This is a genomic window from Citreicella sp. C3M06, assembly GCF_018860705.1.
Lineage (GTDB): Bacteria > Pseudomonadota > Alphaproteobacteria > Rhodobacterales > Rhodobacteraceae > Salipiger.
Genome location: NZ_JAHKQA010000072.1, coordinates 146,759 through 168,481 on the forward strand (window position 1 = coordinate 146,759; position 21,723 = coordinate 168,481).

A 21,723-nucleotide genomic window follows, 5' to 3' on the forward strand; every position below is an offset into this window, starting at 1 on the left:
GGTGCAACTTGTGGATGTAATCTTGCGGTGATTTACTTTTGGTTAATCCCTGCCGTGCGATGACACATCGGTCTGAGGAGAGGAAAGGGAGCAACGTGTCCGAAGTTGTGCCAACGATGCGCCGCAGATCGCAGTGGACACCCGATGTGCTGCGCAGTGCGGCGATGCTGCTGGTGCTGGCGCTGATTTGCGGCGGTGTTGCTGTGGTTGCCGCCGAAGCCGCCTTCCGGGGGGCGTTTCTGGCCGCCGCAACGGCCTTTGCTGCGATGGGCATGATTTCGGCGATCGGCTATCTCGTGCAGCAGGGGCGGGTGCGTGCCTCCTACGCCGCGATCCGACGCTTTGCTGGCGACGATCATGTGCCGACGCTGTCAACGGATGCCTCGCTGACGATCACCTATGCGAACCCGGCTGCGATCGAACAGTTGCGTGCCACCGTCGGAGAGCCACTTTCAGACCTTCTGGCGACCCGCATTTCAAACGCGGTTGGGTTGATTCATCGGCTTGGAATGCAATCGGAAAGCTCCGGATTTGCCCGCGAGGCGTCTGCTTCGGGCGAGCCGCGCACCGCTTTGTCGTTGCGCCGGCTAGACCAGTCGAACTGGTTGTGGCGGTTTGAATCCGACACCCTGCCTGCTGAGGGCCAAGATGCGCTGCATGAACCACCGGTGCTGACGCTTGGCCGCAGCGGGGCTGTGCTCTACATGAACGGCCGCGCGAGGGTGGTGCTGGGGCGTCGGATCAAGCGTCTCGACGAGGTGCTCGAGGATCCGCCGCTGCAGAATGGCCATGTTCATCACTTCATCACGCCCGAAGGGTCGAAAGGCTACAGCGTGCGCTGCGTTGACACCGGGATCGGGCGGCAGGAGGTCATTCTCGACGCCATCGAACCGGTGGTCGCAGAAAGCTCTGCGGCAGACGGGTTCGATGATCTGCCGGTCCCGTTGCTGCGGCTCAGTCCGGACGGGACGATCCTGCGCGCCAATCCCGGGGCCTGCAAGCTGCTGGATGCCGAGCGCGCCGATGGGCGCAACATGTCCGAGTTCATGGAGGGGCTCGGGCGTTCGATCCGCGGCTGGATCTCTGAAGCGGCGGCGGGGCGCGGGTTGCACCGGTCGGAGTTTCTCAGGCTGACCCGATCAGATCGCGAGATATTCGTACAGGTAACGCTGACACGGGTCCGGATCGACGGGATGCCGGAACTGGTCGCGGTTCTGAATGATGCGACGGAGCTGAAGACCCTCGAAGCCCAGTTCGTGCAGAGCCAGAAGATGCAGGCGATCGGACAGCTTGCCGGTGGCGTCGCGCATGATTTCAACAACCTCCTGACGGCAATCTCAGGTCATTGCGATCTGCTGCTGCTGCGTCACGATCAGGGCGACCCGGATTATTGCGATCTGGTCCAGATCAACCAGAACGCCAATCGCGCGGCGGCTTTGGTCGGTCAGCTTCTGGCGTTTTCACGCAAGCAGACGCTGCGCCCGGAGATCCTCGATCTTCGTGACACGCTGTCTGATCTGACCCACCTGCTGAACCGGCTTGTCGGCGAGAAGGTGCAGCTGACGCTGTCTCACGACCCGGTCCTGCCAACCATTCGCGGCGATAGGCGTCAGCTTGAGCAGGTGATGATGAACCTCGTCGTCAACGCGCGCGACGCGATGCCCGATGGCGGGGAAATCCACATCGAGACAGAGTGCCGTACTTTGATGGAACCGCTGCAACGCGATCGGGCCATTGTCGAGCCGGGTCAATATGCCGTCGTTCGGGTGTCTGACCAAGGCGTCGGCATTCCACAAGACAAACTCCAGAAGGTGTTCGAGCCGTTCTACACGACAAAGCGCACTGGCGAGGGGACCGGCCTCGGGCTGTCAACGGTCTATGGTATCGTGAAGCAGACCGGCGGTTTCATCTTTGTCGACAGCGCGGTTGGCGAAGGCAGCAGTTTTTCGTTGCTCTTCCCCGCTTACGAGATGCCTGTCACCGCGCAGCTTCCGGAAAAAGTCGTTGAAAAACGCAAGATGCCGCAAACAGGTAGTGGCGTCGTCCTACTGGTTGAAGACGAGGCACCTGTGCGGGCTTTCGCGGCGCGCGCCTTGAGGATGCGCGGCTACACGGTCCACGAGGCCGGAACCGCCGAAGAGGCGCTCGAATTGCTCGAAGACCGTGATATGAAGATCGATCTTTTCGTGACCGATGTGGTCATGCCGGGCATGGATGGGCCAAGCTGGGTCCGCGAAGCCTTGAAGCAACGCCCGGGGACCCGCGTCGTCTTTGTCTCTGGTTATGCGGAAGATGTCTTTGCGGAAGGTGAGGCCCAAGTGCCCAATTCGATTTTCTTGCCGAAACCGTTCTCGCTCAACCAGTTGACCGAAACGGTACATCTTCAGCTGAACTGACCCCAAAGCTCATGTCGCGCGTTCCCACGCGGCAAAGTCCGCTGCGCAATTGCGGCGTAGCTTCGCCTCGACGCGTGGGCTGAGATCAAGTGGCATCGCCGCCGATACATTGGCGCGGGGCAGCTCAATCGACTGACCGATGCGGTTTTCCAGAAAGGCGAGGATGGCCGCCTGATTCTCGTATCGGAAAAGATGGCTTACGGCGGTTCCGTTGGGCCGAGGTTCAATAAACTTTGCCTGACTTCCAACATTGGCGAAGGCCGGCCGATCGCCGCCGGCGTAAGCGTCGACAAAATCATCGAAGGTCAGCCCCTTGGTCGAGACCGGCTTGCCATCCAAAAAGGACCGCTGCCGATACCGATACCAGGAACCGAGCCAGGATATCGGCTCGCGCAAGACCGCCATCAGCTCCATGTCCGGCCGGTCCATCTTGTCGAACATCGGACGAAAAAATCTGTTGTAGCGATAAACCGGCGCATGTTTCAGCTCTGGCGGATCGAGAACGCTCATCGATGCATGCGGCGCCAACGCGCGTTCATAGGCTGAACTGCCCGTTTTGGGAACCGCAAGCATCACCAGTCGTGCATTCCAGAACACCAGCACGCGCGGTCCTTTCGAATTCCGTCTGCCGTCAATAACTTCTTAACCTCCTCGGAACAGGATGGTCTATGAAAATTTAACTTGAAATGTTCTCCTTTTGATCTCATCTTATCGAGAACAAGCGGCGAACGAAAGCAGCGATTGCCGCCCCACCCCGGGTGTGGAATAAGGATCGAGATACATGGCAACGGCAGATCTTCTCAATATGGATAGAAAGCGCAACGCGGACCGACAGAAGGCGCTGGATTCGGCGTTGGCCCAGATCGAACGGCAGTTCGGCAAGGGCTCCATCATGAAGCTCGGCGGTGAGAACGCCCTCAAAGATATCGAATCGACCTCCACCGGATCGCTCGGTCTGGATATCGCTCTTGGAATTGGCGGCCTGCCCAAAGGGCGCATCATCGAGATTTACGGTCCCGAAAGCTCGGGCAAGACCACGCTGACGCTGCATGTCGTGGCGGAAGAGCAGAAAAAGGGCGGCGTCTGTGCGTTTGTCGACGCAGAACACGCCCTCGATCCGCAATATGCCAAAAAGCTTGGTGTCAATCTCGATGATCTGCTGATTTCGCAGCCCGACACTGGCGAGCAGGCGCTCGAGATCACCGATACGCTGGTGCGCTCTGGTGCGGTCAGCCTTGTGGTTGTCGACTCCGTGGCGGCGCTGACGCCCAAGAGCGAACTCGAAGGCGACATGGGCGATTCAAGCGTCGGCGTTCACGCGCGTCTGATGAGTCAGGCGATGCGCAAGCTGACCGGGTCGATCAGCCGGTCGAACTGCATGGTGATCTTCATCAACCAGATCCGTATGAAGATCGGCGTGATGTTCGGCTCGCCCGAGACCACGACCGGCGGCAATGCGCTGAAGTTCTACAGTTCGGTGCGCCTCGACATTCGCCGCATCGGGTCGATCAAGGATCGCGACGAGGTTGTCGGCAACCAGACCCGTGTCAAGGTCGTCAAGAACAAGGTGGCGCCGCCGTTTAAGCAGGTGGAATTCGACATCATGTACGGTGAGGGCATCTCTAAGATGGGCGAACTGCTCGATCTTGGTGTCAAGGCGGGGGTGATCGACAAGTCCGGCGCATGGTATTCCTATGGGGATGAGCGGATCGGGCAGGGGCGTGAGAACGCCAAGAACTTCCTGCGCGAAAACTCTCACATGGCGATCGAAGTCGAGGACAAGATCCGCGCCGCCCATGGGCTTGATTTTCACATGTCGGAATCCGATAGCAAAGACGATGATTTCATCGAAGAGTAACCCTCTCTTCGCAGGATGATTTTTCAGCCGCCGCAGATGCTTTCGCTCTGCGGCGGTCTTGTTTCGCCCGTTCGGCGTGCCAGCGTCAGGGCACCATCCAGCGCGTTGCCGGCCGGGTCGATGAGGGCGTCGGCCATGTCGCGGGGAAGCCAGGGCGCGTAGCTGGGGGCAATGCCTCCGACAAGGCAGATCGGCTCTCCGGGTCGCCAGCCAAGGGCGTTCAGCCCGGTTGTCAGCCAAGAGCAGCCGCGTCGCATCAGCGTCATCGCTGCCGGATCTTCAGACCGCAGGATGCGCGGCGCGAGCGCGGCGAATTGCGCCGGGCGGGCGTTTTGGGCAAAATCGACGACCCCTGCCGGACCGCCCAATTCGCCCAGAATGAGCTTTGCCAGCGGCGTCGGCGGTTCCAGCCGGTCGTGCGCGCGCAGCGCATAGACCAGCAACTCACGCCCGAGCCATGCGCCCGATGCTTCGTCGCCCAAGACAAGCCCGTGCCCACCAAGCGTTGCGAAGCCGCCGTTGTGCTGGCGCGCCAGATAGCTCCCGGTGCCGATGCCGACGAGGCAGCCGTCGCGTGCGTCGAGCGCGCCGACAAGCGCGGCGCGGCGATCTTCATCGATAATCGCGCGCGTCAATGGTAGCGCGGCGCGCACTCGTTCGGCCATCGCAGGCCCGGTGACGCCAGCGAGGGCCAGCCACGCCGGGCAGGGCGCCAGCGCCGACAGCGTCACCCCGGCCTGCGCTGCAAGTTGCTCCAAGCCCGTCAAAAGCACCGCGATCGCCCCGTCGAAATCGCTGGTCACGTTGCAGGGACCGAGGGTCACGTCAAAGCGCTGCGCGCCGCTCTTCAGCGCAAGCCGGCAGGTCGAGCCGCCCGCATCGACGCCAAGGATCATCGCGTCAACTCCCGCATACCGCGTTCGATGCCCTGAAGCGTCATCGGCACCATGCGATCGTCAAAGATCTCGCGGATCATGTCGATGCTCTGGGTATAGCTCCAGTGGCTTTCGGGCACCGGGTTGATCCACAGATGATCGGGCCATTGCGCTTTGGCGCGCTCCAGCCAGACCTGCCCGGTCTCGGCGTTCCAATGCTCGGTGGCGCCGCCCGGATAGGCGATCTCATAGGGGGACATCGACGCATCACCGACGAAAACACATTTGTAATCGGGGCCATAGGTGTTGAGGATCTCCCAGGTCGGAATCTGGGCATCCCAGCGGCGGCGATTGTCACGCCACACGCCCTCATACAGGCAGTTGTGAAAATAGTAGTGCTCCAGATGCTTGAATTCCGATCTGGCGGCCGAAAACAGCTCTTCGACCACGCGGATATGCATATCCATCGACCCGCCGACATCGAGGAACAGCACCAGCTTGACGGCGTTGCGCCGTTCGGGGCGGGTCTTTACGTCAAGGTAGCCATGTTCGGCGGTGGCGCGAATGGTGCCATCAAGGTCGAGCTCTTGATGCGCCCCGTCCCGCGCCCATTTGCGCAACCGTTTCAGCGCCACCTTGATGTTGCGCGTGCCCAGTTCGACGGAATCGTCGAGATTGCGGAATTCGCGCTTGTCCCAGACCTTGACGGCGCGGCGATGGCGACTTTCCTTTTGCCCGATGCGCACGCCTTCGGGATTGAAGCCGTAGGCGCCAAAGGGCGAGGTTCCAGCTGTGCCGATCCATTTGTTGCCTCCCTGATGGCGGCCCTCCTGCTCTTCGAGCCGCTGCTTCAGCGTCTCCATCAGCTTGTCGAACCCGCCAAGCGCCTCAATCTCGGCGCGCTCTTCGGGGCTCAGGTGCTTTTCGGCCATTTTGCGCAGCCAGTCGGCGGGGAGTTCGAGCGCTTCGAGCATCTCGGTGGGTGTCAGCGCGTCGATGCCGCGAAAGGCTTCGGCAAAGGCACGGTCAAAGCGGTCGAGATGGCGCTCGTCCTTCACCATCGAGGCGCGGGCAAGGTAGTAAAAACCCTCGACGTCATAGGTGGCCAGCCCGGCCTTCATCGCGTCGAGGAACGTCAGGTATTCGCGCAGACTTACGGGAACCTGCGCGCTGCGGAGGGCTTCGAAGAACGGTACGAACATGGCTTGGACCCTTCGTGGCGACGCGATCAAACCGGGAACGCCCCGACATGGTAACGCCCGCTTTGCTATCTGCAACCCTTGTCACCGAAACGCTATTCTGGCGCAATGCCGCCCGAAATAATGGCATAAACTTTGGTTTATCCCGGATTTCTAAACCCGCGGCTGATTTTGCAGGCCGCACGGATGTGCTGTGATCATCAGGCCGGTCCCCCCGCCGGTCGTCGTTCGCTGCGTGCCTCTCACATGTCCCCGTGAAAGGCTCCTCGGGTGATCCTCCGGATCGAGGGTCATTCAGTGCCGGTGTGAAGCCCCCATTTGGGACCGACCATCCGGCATTTTATCCCGGTCTTTCGGGTGCGCAGCGAACGGCCACAACTTAACTGTGGCGCATCCCTGAACGAGGTGGCAGTTGGTGCGTTATAAAGGCAAAGCCGAGGCAAGAGGTCATCATGCGTGCAAAGACTGCAAAGGTCACGAGGTCTGTAGTGACGCTCGCGGTGACGCCGGTTTGGACAACGCAGCAGACCGTGACGTCGGTGACGATCGGCGATTGCACCACCAAGATCATGTCAAAATCTACCCGGGTGCGCCGTGCGGGCGATACGGTTGGCGCGACCAAGGCAGAGCCACGCCCGGAAAACGGGCTTTGGCGGATTGCCGGCTGAGCAGATGCAGTTGCGCGGGTTTCTTTGCATATGCGGATTTGCGACGGTGTTGGCCCTGTTGCCAGCAGATGCCATGGCGCAATCCGATGCCGAGGATGTCGTAGAGCATCTGGCCGTCGACGGGTTCGAAGTGCTCGATATTCGCAGGACATTGCTGGGCCGCCTTCGGTTCCGGGCACAGCGCGGCGACATCCTGCGTGAAGTCGTTCTGAACCCATCCACTGGCGTCATCCTTCGAGACTATGTCACGCGCCGGCGCCTTCCTGACGAGCGTGATGGCGATCGCGGCGGGCAACGGGCCAGGGGAAATCCGCCGTCGGGGCCGAGGGATCGCCCGACTTCGACCGGCGGCCATCCGCCCGAGCCGGGCGGGCGGCCTTCGGGGCTGGCGCAATAGCGGCGACAAGGCAAAGATACGACATGATCGATTTCTCGTGGTTGCGCGGCGCTACCATCTGGCGGGCCAAGGCGCGCGAATATGCGGTGGCCTTGGGGACGGGGGCGGCGCCTGATGCCCGCCCCGTGAGCGGTGCCAGAGTGGCCGAGCGCAGCGTGTTTGTCGTGCTTCTTGCGGTCCAGCTTTGTTGTACCGGGTTCTTCCTTTACGACATCCTGTCATCGCTTCTGGGGCTTCGGATCGCCCCGATCGACTGGCAGCTTTACGAGCTGATCGAAATCGGCGCGGCGGTTGGCTTGCTGATCGGCGTTGCGGTCACGGCGAAGCTGCTGCTGCGCTCGCTGAGTGCCCGCGACAAGGCCGAGGACAGCCTGCGCCTTGCCTCCGGTGCGTTTCTCGATGTGCTCGAAGAACGCTTTGCCGACTGGTCCCTGACCCCAGCGGAACGCGATGTGGCGATGATGGCGATCAAAGGGTTTCCCATCGCCGAGATTGCCCGGATGCGCGGTGTGTCGGATGGCACGGTCAAGGCGCAGACCAACGCGATCTATCGCAAGGCGGGGGTGTCGGGCCGCACGCAATTGCTCAGCCTGTTCATCGACGAATTGCTCGACGGTCAGGTCGAGGCGCGCCTGCTTCCAAAGGCGTGAGCCGTCAGATCGAATGCTGGTTCAAAACGCCAAGCGGCACGATCTCGAGCGCGCGGCGATGGGTCGAGGCCAGCCGGACTTTCGGGGCGCAGCCCTCGTCATGGGCTTGCAGGAAGCGGATGGCGCAGAGGCACCAGCAATCCCCGGGTTTCAGCCCCGCGAAGCCGAATTCCGGGCGCGGGGTGCTGAGGTCGTTGCCGACATAGGCTGAAAAGGCAAGGAATTCCGCCGTCACGACCACGCAGACCGTATGGCTGCCGCTGTCTTCGGGGCAGGTGTTGCAATGACCATCCCGGAAATAGCCAGTAAGCGGCGCGGTGGAACAGGGTTCCAGCGCTCGGTTCAGCACGTTCAGCGACGGGTCTTTGACTGGCATGGCGTCGGCCTCCTCGCGGCGCAGCCTGTCAAAGCGCTGCGCGGCTGTCCAGCATGATACGCTTAGCGGAACCTGTCGGCGAGCTTCTGCAGCGGCGAGCGCGGATCTTCGGCGCTTTCCACGGCAGGGGCGTCCTTTGGGGCGGGCGGCTTGGCCGGGGTGGTTGACGAGCGCGGCGGATTGACCCGCAATGCCACGGCATTCAGAAATTTCGACCGGTCGCCGGACGCCAGCGCATCGGCCCCGTCCGAGATGCCGCGCATCAGATCATCAAGCCAGTCTTGCTCGGCCTTGGGGAAATCATGCAGCACATAGCCCGCGACCGCCTCTTTGCGCCCCGGATGGCCGATGCCAAGCCGGACGCGGTGATAGGCTTCGGAAATATGGGCATGGATCGAGCGCAACCCGTTGTGACCGGCATGGCCACCCCCGGTTTTGACCCGGCATTTGCCGGGCGCAAGATCGAGCTCGTCGTGGAACACCGTGACATCGCCGGGCTCGAGCTTGAAAAACCGCATGGCTTCGCCGACCGACTGGCCTGACAGGTTCATGAAGGTCGCGGGCTTGAGCAACAGCAACTTGTCACCGCCAAGACGGCCCTCGGCGACCTCGCCCTGAAACCGCGCGCGCCACGGTGAAAAGCCGTGATCCTGCGCGATCCGGTCCATCGCCATAAAGCCGATATTGTGCCGGTTTCCGGCGTATTTCGCGCCGGGGTTGCCCAGCCCAACAAAGATCTGCACGCCATGTCTCCTTGCCGCATCTGCCCCCTAGATAGGCCAGGGCGGGGGGAAGTCACAAGCCGCGGTTATTGGCGAAAGACGTCGCGTGCAATCAGCTGCGCCTCGCGCACGCCCAGCGGCTGCCCGTTAAGCGATCGGTACCAGAACGCCCCGTGGATCATGTTGGAGAGGATGTCGATGTCGCGATCTGGCGCAAGCTCTCCGCGGGTTTGCGAGCGACGCAGGAGATCCTTGACGATTGTGGACCGCGGCGCGACGAAGCGCTGCCAGAAGACGTCTCGGAAATCGGTATCATCCTGCGCGGCGGCCACGAGGCTGCGCAGGCAGTCGCCGTCGCGCTTCAGGTGTTCAAAGATTTCCGACAGGAACTGCGTCAAGGCGGTCTCTCCCGGCACGTCCGGGCCGGGATTGGGCACGTTCACGCTTGCGGCGTCGTAAAACGCATCCATCACCAGTTCCGCCTTGGACGGCCAGCGATTGTATAGCGTCTGGCGCGACACGCCGGCGGCATCGGTGAGCGCGCCGATGGTGACACGGGAATAGCCGCGGTCGCGTACCAACCGGATTGCGGCGGCCTTGAGCGCATCCGCGGCCTCTGCGTCGCGCGGGCGTCCGGGCCCGTTGCGTTTGCTGGAATCATTTGTGGTCATGAACGCGGCATACACCGAGGCGAGCGGGTTGAAAATACCCATTACAAGACTGCAGTCAATTTTATCGGTTGCATTTATGGACTACGGTCAATAAATGGAGCCAAAGCGCGTCACATCGGAGATCCAGATGCTCAGCCCCACCGGCATGAAAGCCACTATGATTACCATCGTTCTGGCGTTGTTGGCCATGTTTCCGCCGTTGGCGACCGACATGTACCTGTCGGCGATGGAGCCTCTGGCCGAAGCGATGAACACCAGTTCCGCGGGCGCGGAATTGTCGCTGTCTCTGTTCTTTCTCGGGCTTTGTGTCGGCCAGCTGATCGTGGGGCCGATGATCGACGTGGCAGGGCGCAAAGGGCCGCTGCTGATCGGGGTGGCGGTGTTCACGCTGGCGTCGATCGGGTTGCTGCTGACCGACAATATCGTGGTGTTCAACACGCTGCGCTTCGTTCAGGCGCTTGGGGCCTGTGCGGGCATGGTGGTCGGGCGGGCCGTGGTGACCGATCTCTACGAGGGGCGGCGCGCGGCGCAGGTGATGACCGTTCTGGTGATGCTGATGACGCTGGGCCCGATCCTTGCGCCGTTCCTTGGCTCGTTGCTGCTGACGCTGCTTGGCTGGCGCTCGATCTTCGTGGCGCTGGTTCTGGTGGGGCTCTTCGCGCTGGTGCTGACGCAGGTGGTGATCCCCGAGACCCTGCCGGCGGACAAACGCAACAAGGCTGCCATTGGCGGTACCCTGCGCCGCCTTGCGGGCCTGTGCCGCACTCCCGCCTTCATCCTGCCAGCGTTGGTGACGGCCTGCGTGCAGGCGTCGATCTTTGCCTTCATCACCGGCTCTTCGGGGGTGTTTCAGGGCGCGTTCGGGCTGTCGAGCCAGGCTTACGGGCTTTTGTTCGGGTTGATCGCCTCGGCGATGGTGATCTTTGGCCAGATCAACACATGGCTGTTGAACCGCTACGAGCCAGAGCAGATCGTGGCGCGGGGGCTGCCGCTGTTCGTGCTGACCGCAGCGCTGCTGCTTGGGGTGTCGGGCACGTCCGTGCTCTGGGTGCTGGTGGTGCCGCTGTGGCTGTCGCTGGGGCTGGTCGGCCTGCTGTCGGCCAATGTGATGAGCATCGCGATGGCGGGGGCCGCCGGGGCTGCGGGGCTTGGCAGCGCTGGCATCGGTGCGCTGCAATTCGGGCTGGCCTTTGCGACATCGACGCTGGTGGCGCTGGCCGGAACCGGCAGCGCGGGGCCGATGGCTACGGCGATCCTTGTGTCGGCGTCCGCGGGCTGGGGGGGGTGGCTTGTATTTCGCCGCCTGTGCGGCGTCGTCTCCCCGGCGCAGTAGCTCAGCGCTCCAGAACCATGCGGCCTGACGAGATCTCAAGCCGCTCGAAGCGTTGCAGATAGCTCATGCCAAGCAGCGAGGTGGTCATCTCTCCCTCGTTGACATATGCGCGCAGGTTCGTGTCGTTGAAGGGGCCAAGCGCCACCTCATCCAGCGTGACAGGCGCCGTGCGCACAGGGCCGTTCGCGGTGCTTGCTTCGCCCCGGAACAGCAGCGCGTCGACATCAAGCCCGGCGCGCTCGGCATCGCGGCGGGTCAGCACCATCCCGGTGGCGCCGGTGTCGACCACGAAGCGCGTCGGTGCCCCGTTGATCTCGAGCGAGACGTAATAATGCCCATCGGGGGCGCGGGGTAGCTCGATCCGGCCGACTTCGGCAAAGACCGCTTGCTGCGGCAGGACCGTGGCGCGCACATCCTGCCACAGCCCGACCGCGACGATCACCCCGAGAAAGATCAGCGCCCAGGAACCCAGATAGTGCAGTTTTCGGCCCGGGGTCAGGCGCTTGCTCAGGAACAGGCCGCCGCCGATCACGAGGACAAGCAGGCCGAGGTAGATCAGGCGGGCGACGTCATGCTGGCTCACGTAAGGCTCCTTGGCGGACCAGACATATATGGGGGCGCAGGGCCTGTCAGCCAAGCGCGCCGACGTTGCTGAGCCCGTCGAGCACGAATTGCACCGACAGCGCCGCCAGCAACATGCCCAGCAGCCGCGTCACCACCACGATGCCGGTATGGCCCAGCGCGCGCTCGATCGGGCCAGAGGTCAGGAAGAGCAGCAGCACGATGGCGAGGACGCTCAGCATCACGCCGATCACCCCGGCGACGCCAAGCGCGCCATCGGTCTGCCCGGCAAGCAGGATCATTGTGGCGATGGCGCCCGGCCCGGCGATGAGCGGGATGGCGATGGGAAACACCGACGGGTCCGGCAGGGCGCCGTCTTCGCCCGCCTTGTCCTCGCGCCGCTTGCTGCGGCGTTCGAACAGCATGTCGAGGGCGGTGATGAACAACAGGATGCCGCCCGCGATGCGGAAGGCCGGCATGGAGATGCCGATGAAGCCCAGCACCGCTTCGCCGAAGAAGGTGAACAGCATCAGGATGCCGGCGGCGATGATGCAGGCGCGCAGCGCAAGAACGCGGCGATGGCGCGCATCGGCGCCTTGGGTCAGCGCGATGAAGACCGGGGCCAGCCCGATTGGGTCGATCACCACGAAAAGCGTGGCAAAGGCGGTGACGTAAAAGGCGATGTCCATGGATCAAGCGGTAGTGGCCGCGTGCGCGCTTGTCCAGCGCCGAGGGGGGCCAGCCCCCCGCGCTGCGCGCTCCCCCCGGAGTTTACCGGGCAAGATGAAGCCGGGGCGCGGCGCTAGTGTTCCCAGCGTTGCAGGGGGCGTCAGGGGTGCAGGAGCTCGAATTGCTGGCGGGCGAGGCGGTGTTCGCGCAGGAAGCTGTAGAGCCCGGCGCAGAGGATCAGCGCCGCGCCGGCCCATGTCCAGCCATCTGGCCGTTCGCCGAAAATGGCCATGCCGAGCCCGGCGGTAAACACCAGCCGTGTGTAGCGGAAGGGCGAGACCGATGAGACCGGTGCCATGCGCATGGCCGATGTCACCGCGAGATATCCAATCGCGGTGACGACAACGGCGCAGGCCATAAAACCGAACGCCATGGGGGCGGTCGAGATCGGCGCGCCGCTGATCAGCAGCACGGCCAGCCCGGCGGGCGCTACGGCGGCGAAGCCGTAGGCGCTGACCGCGAGCGACGGCATCGAGGGGGGCAGTGTGCGGGTCACCAGATCGCGGGCGGCAAGCCCGGTGACGCCGATCACCGGAAAGATCTCCCAGCCGGTAAACGCCGCGCCGAACGGGCGGATCACCATCAACATGCCCGTGAGCCCGACCGCGATGGCCGTCCAGCGACGCCAGCCCACCGGCTCGCGCAGGATCGCTGCCGCGCCAAGTGTCACCACCAGCGGCGCGGTCTGCATGATCGCGGCCATCAGCGACAGGGGGATCTTTGCCAGACCGATCACCATGCCGATTGCGCCGATCATCTCGCACAGGTTGCGCAGGATGATCCTTGGGTGACGCAGATCGTTCAGTGACAAGGGCACGCGGCGCAGGCGGGCGACCAGAACGAAGAGCAGCGTTCCTCCGACGCTGAGCATCACCATGACCTGCCCCGGGGATGCATAGCCCGAGGCAAGTTTCAGGAAGGCGTCGCTCAGCGCGAGAAACGCCATTGCGACCACCATCAGCCCGATGGCACGCAGCGTGTCCACGCGATCAGGTGATCACATCGGGCGCGTCGCGTCCGGTGCGGGCCTTGATCCCGGCGATGGCTTCGGCTGCTGCGATGGTCTCGGCCAGGGCTTCCTGCGGATCCTGAGCAAACTTGGCCGGGTCTTCCTCGACCTTCTCGAGATAGACGCGCAGGGTTGCGCCTTCGGTTCCGGTGCCCGACAGGCGCAGCACGACGCGGCCACCTCCGGCAAAAGCGATGCGCAGGCCCTGACCTTCGGAGCGCGAGCCATCGACCGGATCGTCATAGGCGAACTCGTCGGCGGTCTCGACCGTCAGTGTGCCAAAGGTGCTGCCCGGCAGGCTGGCAAGCTGGCCGCGCACGTGATCCATCAGCGCGCTGGCGGCGTCGCTATCGACGCCTTCGTAATCGTGGCGCGAATAGTAGTTGCGCCCGTATTCGGCCCAATGCGCCTTGAGCAGATCGGCCACCGAGCCGCCTTTGACCGCAAGGATGTTAAGCCAGAACAGCACCGCCCAGACGCCATCCTTTTCGCGTACATGGTCGGAGCCGGTGCCAAAGCTTTCCTCGCCGCACAGGGTGGCCCGGCCCGCATCCAGCAGGTTGCCGAAGAATTTCCAGCCGGTCGGGGTCTCGTAACAATCGATGCCGAGCTTTGCCGCCACGCGGTCCACCGCCTGACTTGTCGGCATCGAACGCGCCACGCCCTTGAGCCCATCCCTGTAGCCGGGCACCAGCGTGGCATTCGCCGCCAGCACCGCGAGGCTGTCGGAGGGCGAGACATAAGCCTGACGTCCGATGATCATGTTGCGATCGCCGTCACCGTCCGAGGCGGCGCCGAAATCGGGGCCGGTGTCGGACATCATCTCGTCCCAGAGCGTCTTGGCCCAAGTCGGATTCGGGTCGGGATGGCCTTCGCCGAAATCCGGCAGCGGCAGGGCGTTCATCACCGTGCCCGGCGGCGCGCCGAGCATGTCTTCGAAGATGGTCTGCGCATAGGGCCCGGTGATCGCATGCATCGCATCGAAGCGCATCCGGAAGCCGCTCTTGAACAGCCCGGTGATGGCATCGAAATCGAACAGCTCCTGCATCAGGGCGGCGTAATCGGCGACATTGTCGACGATCTCGATTTCCATGTCGCCCAGCATCACCGTCTCGGGAATGCGCAGACCGACATCCTGTGCCTCGAGGATCTGGAATTCGCTGATGACCTTGGTGGCATCATAGATGCTGGCGGTCACGCTCTCGGGCGCTGGCCCGCCGTTGGAGATGTTGTACTTGACGCCGAAATCGCCGTTCGCCCCGCCGGGATTGTGGCTGGCCGACAGGATGATGCCGCCATCCGCGCCATGCTTGCGGATCAGATGCGAGGCGGCCGGGGTCGACAGCTGCGCCCGCTTGCCGACGATGATCTTCTTGGCACCGCCCGCTGCGGCCATGCGGATCACCACCTGCGCCGCCTGGCTGTTGAAATGGCGACCGTCGCCGCCGAGCACTAAGGTCTTACCTTTGACCCCGCCGATGCCGTTCCAGGTGCTCTGGATGAAGTTTTCCAGATAATGGTGCCCCTGAAAGACCACGGTCTTCTTGCGCAGGCCCGAGGTGCCGGGTTTCTGGCCGTCGATCGGCTCTGTGGGGATGGTTCGGATTGTCGTCATGGTCGTCTCCTAACGCCCGGCACGTTTCATGATCCGGGCGGTCTTTGCAAGCAGGGGTGCGTTGGCGATGCCATCGACACCCACCGGAAGGCGCTGGCGCCAGTTGGGGTATTCCCAGACAGTGCCGGGCAGGTTGGGCTGGTGCTCCATCTCGAGAATATCTTCGACCTGAATGGCGACCATACGCGCAGACGTCGCCGCAAGGAAGCTTGCCAGCGCCTCGAGCCCGTCCGCCGGCGCATCTTCGCGGTAAGGTTCGGTCGCGCCGTCAAAGCTCGCGACCTCGCGCCCGCGCCAGGCCAGCGTGTCATCGAGATATTCCGCCGGGGTGATGCCAAGCTCGACGCGGGTCTTGACCTCGCGCCCATCACGCCAGCCTTTCCAGGTCGGCAGATCATGCGAGGAAAAGCTGGCGATGACGCCTTCGTCATAATCCTGCGGCGCTTTGTACCACGGCGGATCGCCCGCGTGTTCGAACATGGTCAGACGACAGCCAAGGATGCCGCTGTCGATCAGCGATTGCTGCAAGCCGTCGGGGATCACGCCAAGATCTTCGCCGACGATCACCGCCCCGGCGCGCGCCGCCTCCATGCGGGCGATGGCCAGCATCGCCTCGCGCGGCATGGTGACATAGGCGCCGGGCGAATCGTCGGGCACCCAATAGGCGCGCTCGAAGCCAAGGATGTGATCGATGCGCAGCGCGCCGCTGAACCGCAGCTGCTGGCGCAGGGTCAGGGCCAGCGCCTCGAAGCCGGTCTTTTCAAGATGCCGCGGGTTGAAGGGCGCCAGATGCCAGTTCTGCCCCTGCGGCGCGATGGCGTCGGGCGGCGCGCCAAGGCTGGCACCAAAGGCGAAATTATCGCGGTCGGCCCATGTTTCAGCGCCAGACGGATGGGTGCCGACCGCCAGATCGAGATAGAGGCCAAGGCGCATCCCCGAGGCTGTCGCGCGCGATTGCGCCTCAGAAAGCGCGCCCTCGGTGCGGTATTGCAGCCATGCGTGAAAGCGCACCCTGTCGTCCAGATCGCGCGCGGCCTTGGCAACCTGATCCGACGTTGGGTCTTGATAGGCGGAATCCCATTTATCCCAATAGGTTCCAAGCTTTTCCGAAAGTGCTTGATGAGTCGCGAACTGGTGCAGCGGCGCGCCCTCATGGGCGAGGTAGCGCTCGAAGGCGTCACCGGGATCGCTGGCGTGATACTCTGCCTCAAGGGCGTGAAGCCGGGCGGGGAGTTCCTCGGGCAGGATCAGGATCGGGCCGGGCTGCGCCGCTTGTGCGCCGGTCGGCAGATAAAACGGCGAGAACCGGCGGCGGTGCGAGGGCGTGTAGGGGCTGAAGCCGCCCGGTTCGGTGGGAAACCCGGCATGGATCGGGTTGATGCCGACAAAGGCCCCGCCAGCGCCGCCGACGGCCTCGGCCAGCTGCGCAAGGTCATCATAGCTGCCAAGGCCGCCCTCTGCCGCGCTGCGCAGACAGGCCAGCGGTGCCATCAGGCCCCATAGACGCGGCGGCAGGTCCAGCTTGCCGGGCGCACAGAGCAGCCAGCACTGCGCCCCGGCGCTTTGCAGCAGATGACGCCCCAGCGGCAAAGTCGGCAGCGGGCCGCGGCCTTCCTGCTCGGTGCCGTCTTCAAGCGTCAGCGTCCAGTCTTCGGGGGCGACGATCCCCACCGGCTGGCTAGGCTCGCAGACATGCCAGAACGGCAGGCTGGCCGGTTCGGGAAGATCGCGATCGGCCAGCCCCATGGCGGTCAGAAGCGCCGCTTTGGTCTCTGCCGTCGTTACCTGAGTTTCGCCGAACAAGTCCTTGAAAGATGGCATGATTCCGGCACGTTCGGCGCGTGCGTCAAGCGATTGGTCAGTCATGCGGGCTCCTCGACAAGCGCGATCACGGATTCGGCCTTCATCGCGTAGGTAGTCCCGACCGGTTCGGCGGACAGCTCGGGTTCTGCGGTATCGATATGGCGCACCCAGTGGAAGCCCTCCGTCAGGACAGGGAGCGACAGCTCGACCGCGCCGCCGGCATTGAAGGCAACATAGATCGCCTCTTCGCGCTGCGCATAAAGCGGTGTGCCACTGGCCATGCGAAATTCGGCGCACAGCACGTGCAAATGGCCATTTGTCCAGTCGGCACGGGTCATCTCGGTGCCATCTGGGCGCCACCAAAACAGGTCGATCACCCCATCGACCTTGCGAGCGATAGAGTGAAGAAAGCGCTTCTGCCGCAAGATCGGATGGGATTTGCGGAAGCTGATCAGCCGTCGCGTGAACTCGGCAAAGTCCGGGTCCGCTGCGTCCCAGTCCAGCCAGCCGATCTCGTTGTCCTGCGCGTAGGCGTTGTTGTTGCCTTGCTGCGTGTTGCCGATCTCGTCTCCGGCAAGGATCATCGGGGTGCCTTGGCTCAGCAGCAGGGTCGCGAGCATGTTGCGGCGGCGCTGCGTGCGGGCGGCGTTGATGGCGGCATCATCACTCGGCCCCTCAATGCCGAAATTGTCCGAGTAATTCTCGCCATGGCCGTCGCGGTTGTCTTCGCCGTTGGCCTCGTTGTGCTTTTCATTGTAGCTCACCACGTCGACCAGCGTGAAGCCATCATGCGCTGTCAGCAGGTTCACCGAAGAAGTGGCGTGCCGCCCGGAGTGATCGAAGATTCCGGCAGAGCCGGTGATGCGGTCGGCCAGCACCGGCACATGGCCCAGATCGCCGCGCCAGAACCGCCGCACGCCGTCGCGGTATTGGTCGTTCCATTCCGAGAACGGCGTGGGATAGCTGCCAAGCTGATAGCCACCGGGGCCAATGTCCCAAGGTTCCGCAATCAGCTTTTTCGTCGCTAGAACAGGGTCTTGTCGAATGGACTTAAAGAAGGCGGAATTCGGGTCAAAGCCATGGCGCGTGCGCCCGAGGGTCGAGCACAGATCGAAGCGAAAGCCGTCGACGCCCATCGTGGTCGCCCAGTACCGCAAACTGTCCATCACCATGCGCATCACCATCGGGTGTTCGATGTTCACGGTGTTGCCGGTGCCGGTATCGTTGATGTAATACCGTTTGTCTTCGTGGAGACGATAATACGCGCGATTGTCGAGACCACGGAAGCTGAAGGTCGGGCCGTTCTCGTCGCCCTCGCAGGTGTGGTTGTAGACCACGTCGAGAATGACCTCGATCCCCGCCGAATGCAGCCGCGCCACCATGTACTGGAATTCCCAGAGCCGGCCATGGCTGAGATAGCGCGGCTCGGGCGCGAAAAACCCAAGGGTCTGGTACCCCCAGTAGTTCACCAGCCCCTTCTTGACCAGAAATCTGTCGTTAAGAAAGGCCTGTACCGGCAAAAGCTCAACCGCCGTCACACCCAGTTTGGTCAGGTGGTCCAGCACCGGATCGGAAGCAAGCCCAAGGAAATGGCCAGCATGTTCGATGTCCGGAAAGCGCTTGGTCAGTCCCTTCACATGGGCCTCGTAGAACACGCTTTCTTCAAGCGGGGTGCGCGGTGCCTCGTGGTGACCCCAGTCATAGGTGGTGTCCTCGATCACGCCTTTGGGCATGAAACGGGCGCTGTCGCGTGGATCGGGCGCCTCGACGCCGCCCATCAGCGCGTCGTTCCACGTTGGATGCCCGGTCAGGCGGTGCGCATAGGGATCAAGCAGCAGCTTGGCGGGGTTGAAGCGGTGGCCATCGCGCGGCGAAAACGGCCCCGAAGCGCGGTAGCCATAGGCCTGACCCGGGGTGATGCCGGGCACGCGGCCATACCAAATGTCACCGTCGCGTTCGGGCATGACGAGCCGCGCGGTTTCGATGCCGTGCTCGTCGAAGAGACACAGGTGCATCGACTGGGCATGTTGCGAAAAAATGGCGAAATTGACGCCATCCCCGTCGAAGCTCGCCCCAAGAGGCGTGGGGCGTCCGGCGAGGATTTCGGGTGTGGTCATACGGTTTTCACCATCTCGGCATAGAGCGCGGCATAGGTCGCGGCAGAGTGTTCCCAGCCGACCGGAGAGGCCATGGCATTCTTCATCATCCGTTTCCACACTGGCCGATCTGCGTGCAGCTTGACCAGAGACATCAGCGCCTGAGCCAGAGATTGGGCATTAAGTGGATGAAATTGAATGCCGGTTGCACATCCAGCGGCCAATCCGGCTGGCGAGGCGTTGATCACCGTATCGGCCAGCCCGCCGGTCAGCGCCACCACCGGCAGCGTGCCAAAGCGCAAGCCGTAAAGCTGGGTCAGACCGCAAGGTTCGAAGCGTGAGGGCACGAGGATCGCATCGCCCCCGGCGATCATCCGACGCGCCAGCGCTTCGTCATAGCCGATGGTCGTCGCCACGCCCGCATGGCTTTGCGCAAAGGCGAGGAAGGCGCGTTCAAGTTCGCGATCGCCAGAGCCCAGCAGCACCAGCTGCCCGCCGCGATCCAGCAGCGCGGGCAGCGCCTGAAGCAGGATATCGAGCCCCTTTTGTTCGGTCAGCCGCGACACCAGCACACAGACCGGGCCGGGCCAGTCGGGCAGATCGAATTCCGCGCGCAGGGCGGCGCGGTGTTTGGCCTTGCCAGCGGGGGTGGCATAGGGCGGTGTCCAGAGATCGTCGTCGATGCCGTTGAGCACACCGACCAGATCCTCCTGACGTTCACGCAGCAGCCCGTCGAGCCCCATGCCGAACTCTGGTGTCATCAGCTCGGACGCGTAGGTCGGCGAGACCGTCGAAAGCTTATCCGCATAGACAAGACCGGCCTTCAACGCGCTGATATTGTTCCAGAACTCATAGCCCTTTTCGTTGAACCCAGATCGGGGAAGGCCCAGCGTGTCGATCATGTTGGACTGGCAGATGCCCTGAAAGGCGATGTTGTGAATGGTCATCAGCGAGGCGACGCGATCTCCCGCGCCAAGTTCGCGCAGATATAGCGGCGCGAAACCTGACTGCCAGTCATGGCAATGCATGATTTGCGGGAACCAGCCTTCGATGCCATCGGCGCAGATCATCGCAGCGGCGCTGGACAGCGCCGCAAAGCGTTCGGGGTTGTCGCGCCAGTCGCGCCCTTGCGGGTCGCTGTAGGGACCACCTTCGCGGTCGAAAAGATGTGGTGCATCAAGAACATACAGAACATTCTTGCCAAGGTTTCCGCGATAGACCCGAGCAAAGCCGCCAAACAGGTCGTCCAGGTCGGCCACCTTGCGCTTGCGGCCGATGGCTTTCATCACTGCCGGGTAGCCCGGCAGCAATGTGCGCATCTCAACCCCGTGCGGCGCCAGCGCCCCCGGCAACGCCCCCGCGATATCCGCCAGCCCGCCGGTCTTGATCAGCGGCACGCATTCGGATGCAACAGACAGCACTCTGGTCATCGTTCGGCATCCCGTCGGTCAAGCATTCTCTGGGTGATCAGGGTCACGCCCTGAGGGGTGACGCGGAACCACTTCTTGTCTTCTTCGGGGTCTTCGCCAACCACGAGCCCTTCGGGGATGTATACACCCCGGTTGATGACACAATTTTTAAGCCTTGCGTGGCGCGCGACATAAACATCCGGAAGCGCCACGACGCGGTGCAGCGAGGCATAGGAATTGGTGTGCACCATGGTCGAGAGCAGCGACTCGCGCACCTCGGTGCCCGAAATGATGCAGCCTCCCGAAATCATCGAGCTGACTGCTGCGCCGCGCCGGTCTTCTTCGTCGTGAATGAACTTGGCGGGGGGGTGCTGTTCAGAATAGGTCCAGATCGGCCATTCCTGATCCCACAGATCCAGCTCCGGGGTGAAATCGGTCAGGTCGATATTGGCTTTCCAGAACGCATCAATGGTGCCGACATCGCGCCAATAGGCCGGTGCATCGGGGCGCGGGCGCACGCAGCTGTCTTCGAAGCGATGAGCCTGCGCCTTGCCGTCGCGCACCATCGCGGGGATCATGTCATGGCCGAAGTCATGGCTCGATGCCTCGTTCGAGATGTCTTCGATCAACCGTTCGCGCAGCAGTTTCCAGTCAAAGACATAGATACCCATCGACACCAGCGTCTTTTCGGGATCGTCGGGCAGCCCCGGCGGATCCTGCGGTTTCTCCAGAAACGAGGTGATGCGATCGTTGCGATCCACCGCCATGCAGCCAAAGGCCGAGGCCTCGCTGCGATCGACCGTCAGGCAGCCAACGGTGACATCCGCGCCGCTTTCGACATGCTGGCGCAGCATCAACTCGTAATCCATCTTGTAGATATGATCCCCGGCGAGGATCACGATATGGTCGATGTCATAGCTGTCGATGATGTCGATGTTCTGCGCCACGGCATCCACCGTGCCGCGATACCACATGCCTTCGGAGACCCGCTGCGAGGCGGGCAGGATATCGAGGAACTCGTTGCGCTCGGCGCGAAAGAAGTTCCAGCCGCGCTGCACGTGGCGGATCAGACTATGGGCCTTGTACTGGGTCGCCAGCGCCATCTTCCGGATGCCCGAATTGAGCGCATTCGACAGGGCAAAGTCGATGATGCGTCCTTTGCCGCCGAAATACACCGCCGGCTTCACCCGGCTGTTGGTCAATTCGTACAGGCGTGAGCCGCGGCCCCCGGCCAGCACGAAGGCCATGCTGCGCGCCGTCAGGCGCTGGTTTTTCGTTGGCATCTCAGGTCTCCTCATGATGGCCCGCCACTCGGCCCCGAGAACCGGGCGGCGCTATTTTAATGACCCCGCCAAA

The 21,723-nt window shown here is 63.1% G+C and carries 20 protein-coding genes; 6 read left to right on the forward strand and 14 right to left on the reverse strand.

The window, feature by feature from the left end:
* Positions 1 to 116: 116 nt before the first annotated feature.
* A complete protein-coding gene (locus KO516_RS15620) occupies positions 117 to 2,396 on the forward strand; it encodes an ATP-binding protein (protein ID WP_216004708.1) in 2,280 nt (759 codons plus the stop codon).
* Between the two features lie 9 nt (positions 2,397 to 2,405).
* Here the strand turns inward: KO516_RS15620 and KO516_RS15625 are convergent, their stop codons facing one another.
* A complete protein-coding gene (locus KO516_RS15625; RefSeq protein ID WP_216004709.1) occupies positions 2,406 to 2,999 on the reverse strand; it encodes a gamma-glutamyl kinase in 594 nt (197 codons plus the stop codon).
* Between the two features lie 178 nt (positions 3,000 to 3,177).
* Between KO516_RS15625 and recA the strand changes: the two genes are divergently transcribed.
* Positions 3,178 to 4,254: a recombinase RecA gene (gene recA, locus KO516_RS15630; RefSeq protein ID WP_216004710.1), complete on the forward strand. Its 1,077-nt coding sequence runs from the start codon at positions 3,178 to 3,180 to the stop codon at positions 4,252 to 4,254.
* 23 nt (positions 4,255 to 4,277) lie between these two features.
* Here recA and KO516_RS15635 read toward each other — a convergent pair whose 3' ends face one another.
* Positions 4,278 to 5,150 carry a BadF/BadG/BcrA/BcrD ATPase family protein gene (locus KO516_RS15635; RefSeq protein WP_216004711.1) on the reverse strand — a complete coding sequence of 291 codons (873 nt, stop codon included), beginning with the start codon at positions 5,148 to 5,150 and terminating at the stop codon, positions 4,278 to 4,280.
* Entirely contained in the window at positions 5,147 to 6,331 is a 1,185-nt protein-coding gene (locus tag KO516_RS15640; protein ID WP_216004712.1) for a VWA domain-containing protein, read from the reverse strand. Before KO516_RS15640 ends, KO516_RS15635 begins: the two co-directional genes overlap by 4 nt.
* A 449-nt stretch (positions 6,332 to 6,780) precedes the next feature.
* Here KO516_RS15640 and KO516_RS15645 point away from each other — a divergent pair, with 449 nt between their 5' ends.
* The 3 genes from KO516_RS15645 (at position 6,781) to KO516_RS15655 (ending at position 8,043) form a co-directional block, all read left to right on the forward strand.
* Positions 6,781 to 6,996, forward strand: coding sequence for a hypothetical protein (locus KO516_RS15645; protein ID WP_216004713.1), 216 nt, complete (start codon positions 6,781 to 6,783; stop codon positions 6,994 to 6,996).
* A gap of 73 nt (positions 6,997 to 7,069) precedes the next feature.
* Positions 7,070 to 7,393 (forward strand): hypothetical protein, encoded by a 324-nt coding sequence (locus KO516_RS15650; RefSeq protein ID WP_216004714.1) that lies wholly within the window; start codon positions 7,070 to 7,072, stop codon positions 7,391 to 7,393.
* Positions 7,394 to 7,416: 23 nt separating this feature from the next.
* Positions 7,417 to 8,043: a helix-turn-helix transcriptional regulator gene (locus KO516_RS15655; protein WP_216004715.1), complete on the forward strand. Its 627-nt coding sequence runs from the start codon at positions 7,417 to 7,419 to the stop codon at positions 8,041 to 8,043.
* A gap of 4 nt (positions 8,044 to 8,047) precedes the next feature.
* Here KO516_RS15655 and KO516_RS15660 read toward each other — a convergent pair whose 3' ends face one another.
* From KO516_RS15660 to KO516_RS15670, 3 genes are all read right to left on the reverse strand, one after another.
* Positions 8,048 to 8,419 (reverse strand): DUF2237 family protein, encoded by a 372-nt coding sequence (locus KO516_RS15660; RefSeq protein WP_216004716.1) that lies wholly within the window; start codon positions 8,417 to 8,419, stop codon positions 8,048 to 8,050.
* 62 nt (positions 8,420 to 8,481) lie between these two features.
* Positions 8,482 to 9,162, reverse strand: a complete 681-nt coding sequence (gene pth, locus KO516_RS15665) for an aminoacyl-tRNA hydrolase (RefSeq protein ID WP_216004717.1) — start codon at positions 9,160 to 9,162, stop codon at positions 8,482 to 8,484.
* Between the two features lie 65 nt (positions 9,163 to 9,227).
* On the reverse strand, positions 9,228 to 9,854 hold the full coding sequence (locus KO516_RS15670; protein WP_252737638.1) for a TetR/AcrR family transcriptional regulator: 627 nt from the start codon (positions 9,852 to 9,854) through the stop codon (positions 9,228 to 9,230).
* An 85-nt stretch (positions 9,855 to 9,939) separates the two neighbouring features.
* Here KO516_RS15670 and KO516_RS15675 point away from each other — a divergent pair, with 85 nt between their 5' ends.
* Entirely contained in the window at positions 9,940 to 11,145 is a 1,206-nt protein-coding gene (locus KO516_RS15675; RefSeq protein WP_216004718.1) for a Bcr/CflA family efflux MFS transporter, read from the forward strand.
* Position 11,146: 1 nt separating this feature from the next.
* Here the strand turns inward: KO516_RS15675 and KO516_RS15680 are convergent, their stop codons facing one another.
* From KO516_RS15680 to glgC, 8 genes are all read right to left on the reverse strand, one after another.
* Entirely contained in the window at positions 11,147 to 11,728 is a 582-nt protein-coding gene (locus KO516_RS15680; protein WP_216004719.1) for a TIGR02281 family clan AA aspartic protease, read from the reverse strand.
* Positions 11,729 to 11,774: 46 nt separating this feature from the next.
* The gene (locus KO516_RS15685; RefSeq protein ID WP_216004720.1) at positions 11,775 to 12,395 is read right to left on the reverse strand and encodes a MarC family protein; all 621 of its coding nucleotides are present in this window, start codon (positions 12,393 to 12,395) and stop codon (positions 11,775 to 11,777) included.
* A 140-nt stretch (positions 12,396 to 12,535) separates the two neighbouring features.
* Positions 12,536 to 13,420: a DMT family transporter gene (locus KO516_RS15690; RefSeq protein ID WP_216004721.1), complete on the reverse strand. Its 885-nt coding sequence runs from the start codon at positions 13,418 to 13,420 to the stop codon at positions 12,536 to 12,538.
* A 4-nt stretch (positions 13,421 to 13,424) separates the two neighbouring features.
* On the reverse strand, positions 13,425 to 15,059 hold the full coding sequence (locus KO516_RS15695) for an alpha-D-glucose phosphate-specific phosphoglucomutase (RefSeq protein WP_216004722.1): 1,635 nt from the start codon (positions 15,057 to 15,059) through the stop codon (positions 13,425 to 13,427).
* 9 nt (positions 15,060 to 15,068) lie between these two features.
* Positions 15,069 to 16,925, reverse strand: a complete 1,857-nt coding sequence (gene malQ / locus KO516_RS15700) for a 4-alpha-glucanotransferase (RefSeq protein WP_216004723.1) — start codon at positions 16,923 to 16,925, stop codon at positions 15,069 to 15,071.
* Positions 16,922 to 18,979, reverse strand: a complete 2,058-nt coding sequence (gene glgX / locus KO516_RS15705; protein ID WP_216004724.1) for a glycogen debranching protein GlgX — start codon at positions 18,977 to 18,979, stop codon at positions 16,922 to 16,924. Before glgX ends, malQ begins: the two co-directional genes overlap by 4 nt.
* Entirely contained in the window at positions 18,976 to 20,388 is a 1,413-nt protein-coding gene (glgA, locus tag KO516_RS15710; protein ID WP_216004725.1) for a glycogen synthase GlgA, read from the reverse strand. The genes glgX and glgA overlap by 4 nt, the downstream gene beginning before the upstream one ends.
* Positions 20,385 to 21,650 carry a glucose-1-phosphate adenylyltransferase gene (gene glgC, locus KO516_RS15715; RefSeq protein WP_216004726.1) on the reverse strand — a complete coding sequence of 422 codons (1,266 nt, stop codon included), beginning with the start codon at positions 21,648 to 21,650 and terminating at the stop codon, positions 20,385 to 20,387. The genes glgA and glgC overlap by 4 nt, the downstream gene beginning before the upstream one ends.
* Positions 21,651 to 21,723 lie beyond the last annotated feature (73 nt).

Excerpts from the sequence above, each read along its gene's own strand:
- KO516_RS15620 (WP_216004708.1), top strand. The coding sequence starts at position 117 with ATGCGCCGCAGATCGCAGTGGACACCCGATGTGCTGCGCAGTGCGGCG.
- recA (WP_216004710.1), top strand. The coding sequence starts at position 3,178 with ATGGCAACGGCAGATCTTCTCAATATGGATAGAAAGCGCAACGCGGAC.
- KO516_RS15635 (WP_216004711.1), bottom strand. The coding sequence starts at position 5,150 with ATGATCCTTGGCGTCGATGCGGGCGGCTCGACCTGCCGGCTTGCGCTG.
- KO516_RS15640 (WP_216004712.1), bottom strand. The coding sequence starts at position 6,331 with ATGTTCGTACCGTTCTTCGAAGCCCTCCGCAGCGCGCAGGTTCCCGTA.
- KO516_RS15645 (WP_216004713.1), top strand. The coding sequence starts at position 6,781 with ATGCGTGCAAAGACTGCAAAGGTCACGAGGTCTGTAGTGACGCTCGCG.
- KO516_RS15650 (WP_216004714.1), top strand. The coding sequence starts at position 7,070 with ATGGCGCAATCCGATGCCGAGGATGTCGTAGAGCATCTGGCCGTCGAC.
- KO516_RS15655 (WP_216004715.1), top strand. The coding sequence starts at position 7,417 with ATGATCGATTTCTCGTGGTTGCGCGGCGCTACCATCTGGCGGGCCAAG.
- KO516_RS15660 (WP_216004716.1), bottom strand. The coding sequence starts at position 8,419 with ATGCCAGTCAAAGACCCGTCGCTGAACGTGCTGAACCGAGCGCTGGAA.
- KO516_RS15670 (WP_252737638.1), bottom strand. The coding sequence starts at position 9,854 with ATGGGTATTTTCAACCCGCTCGCCTCGGTGTATGCCGCGTTCATGACC.
- KO516_RS15675 (WP_216004718.1), top strand. The coding sequence starts at position 9,940 with ATGCTCAGCCCCACCGGCATGAAAGCCACTATGATTACCATCGTTCTG.
- KO516_RS15685 (WP_216004720.1), bottom strand. The coding sequence starts at position 12,395 with ATGGACATCGCCTTTTACGTCACCGCCTTTGCCACGCTTTTCGTGGTG.
- KO516_RS15695 (WP_216004722.1), bottom strand. The coding sequence starts at position 15,059 with ATGACGACAATCCGAACCATCCCCACAGAGCCGATCGACGGCCAGAAA.
- malQ (WP_216004723.1), bottom strand. The coding sequence starts at position 16,925 with ATGACTGACCAATCGCTTGACGCACGCGCCGAACGTGCCGGAATCATG.
- glgX (WP_216004724.1), bottom strand. The coding sequence starts at position 18,979 with ATGACCACACCCGAAATCCTCGCCGGACGCCCCACGCCTCTTGGGGCG.
- glgA (WP_216004725.1), bottom strand. The coding sequence starts at position 20,388 with ATGACCAGAGTGCTGTCTGTTGCATCCGAATGCGTGCCGCTGATCAAG.
- glgC (WP_216004726.1), bottom strand. The coding sequence starts at position 21,650 with ATGCCAACGAAAAACCAGCGCCTGACGGCGCGCAGCATGGCCTTCGTG.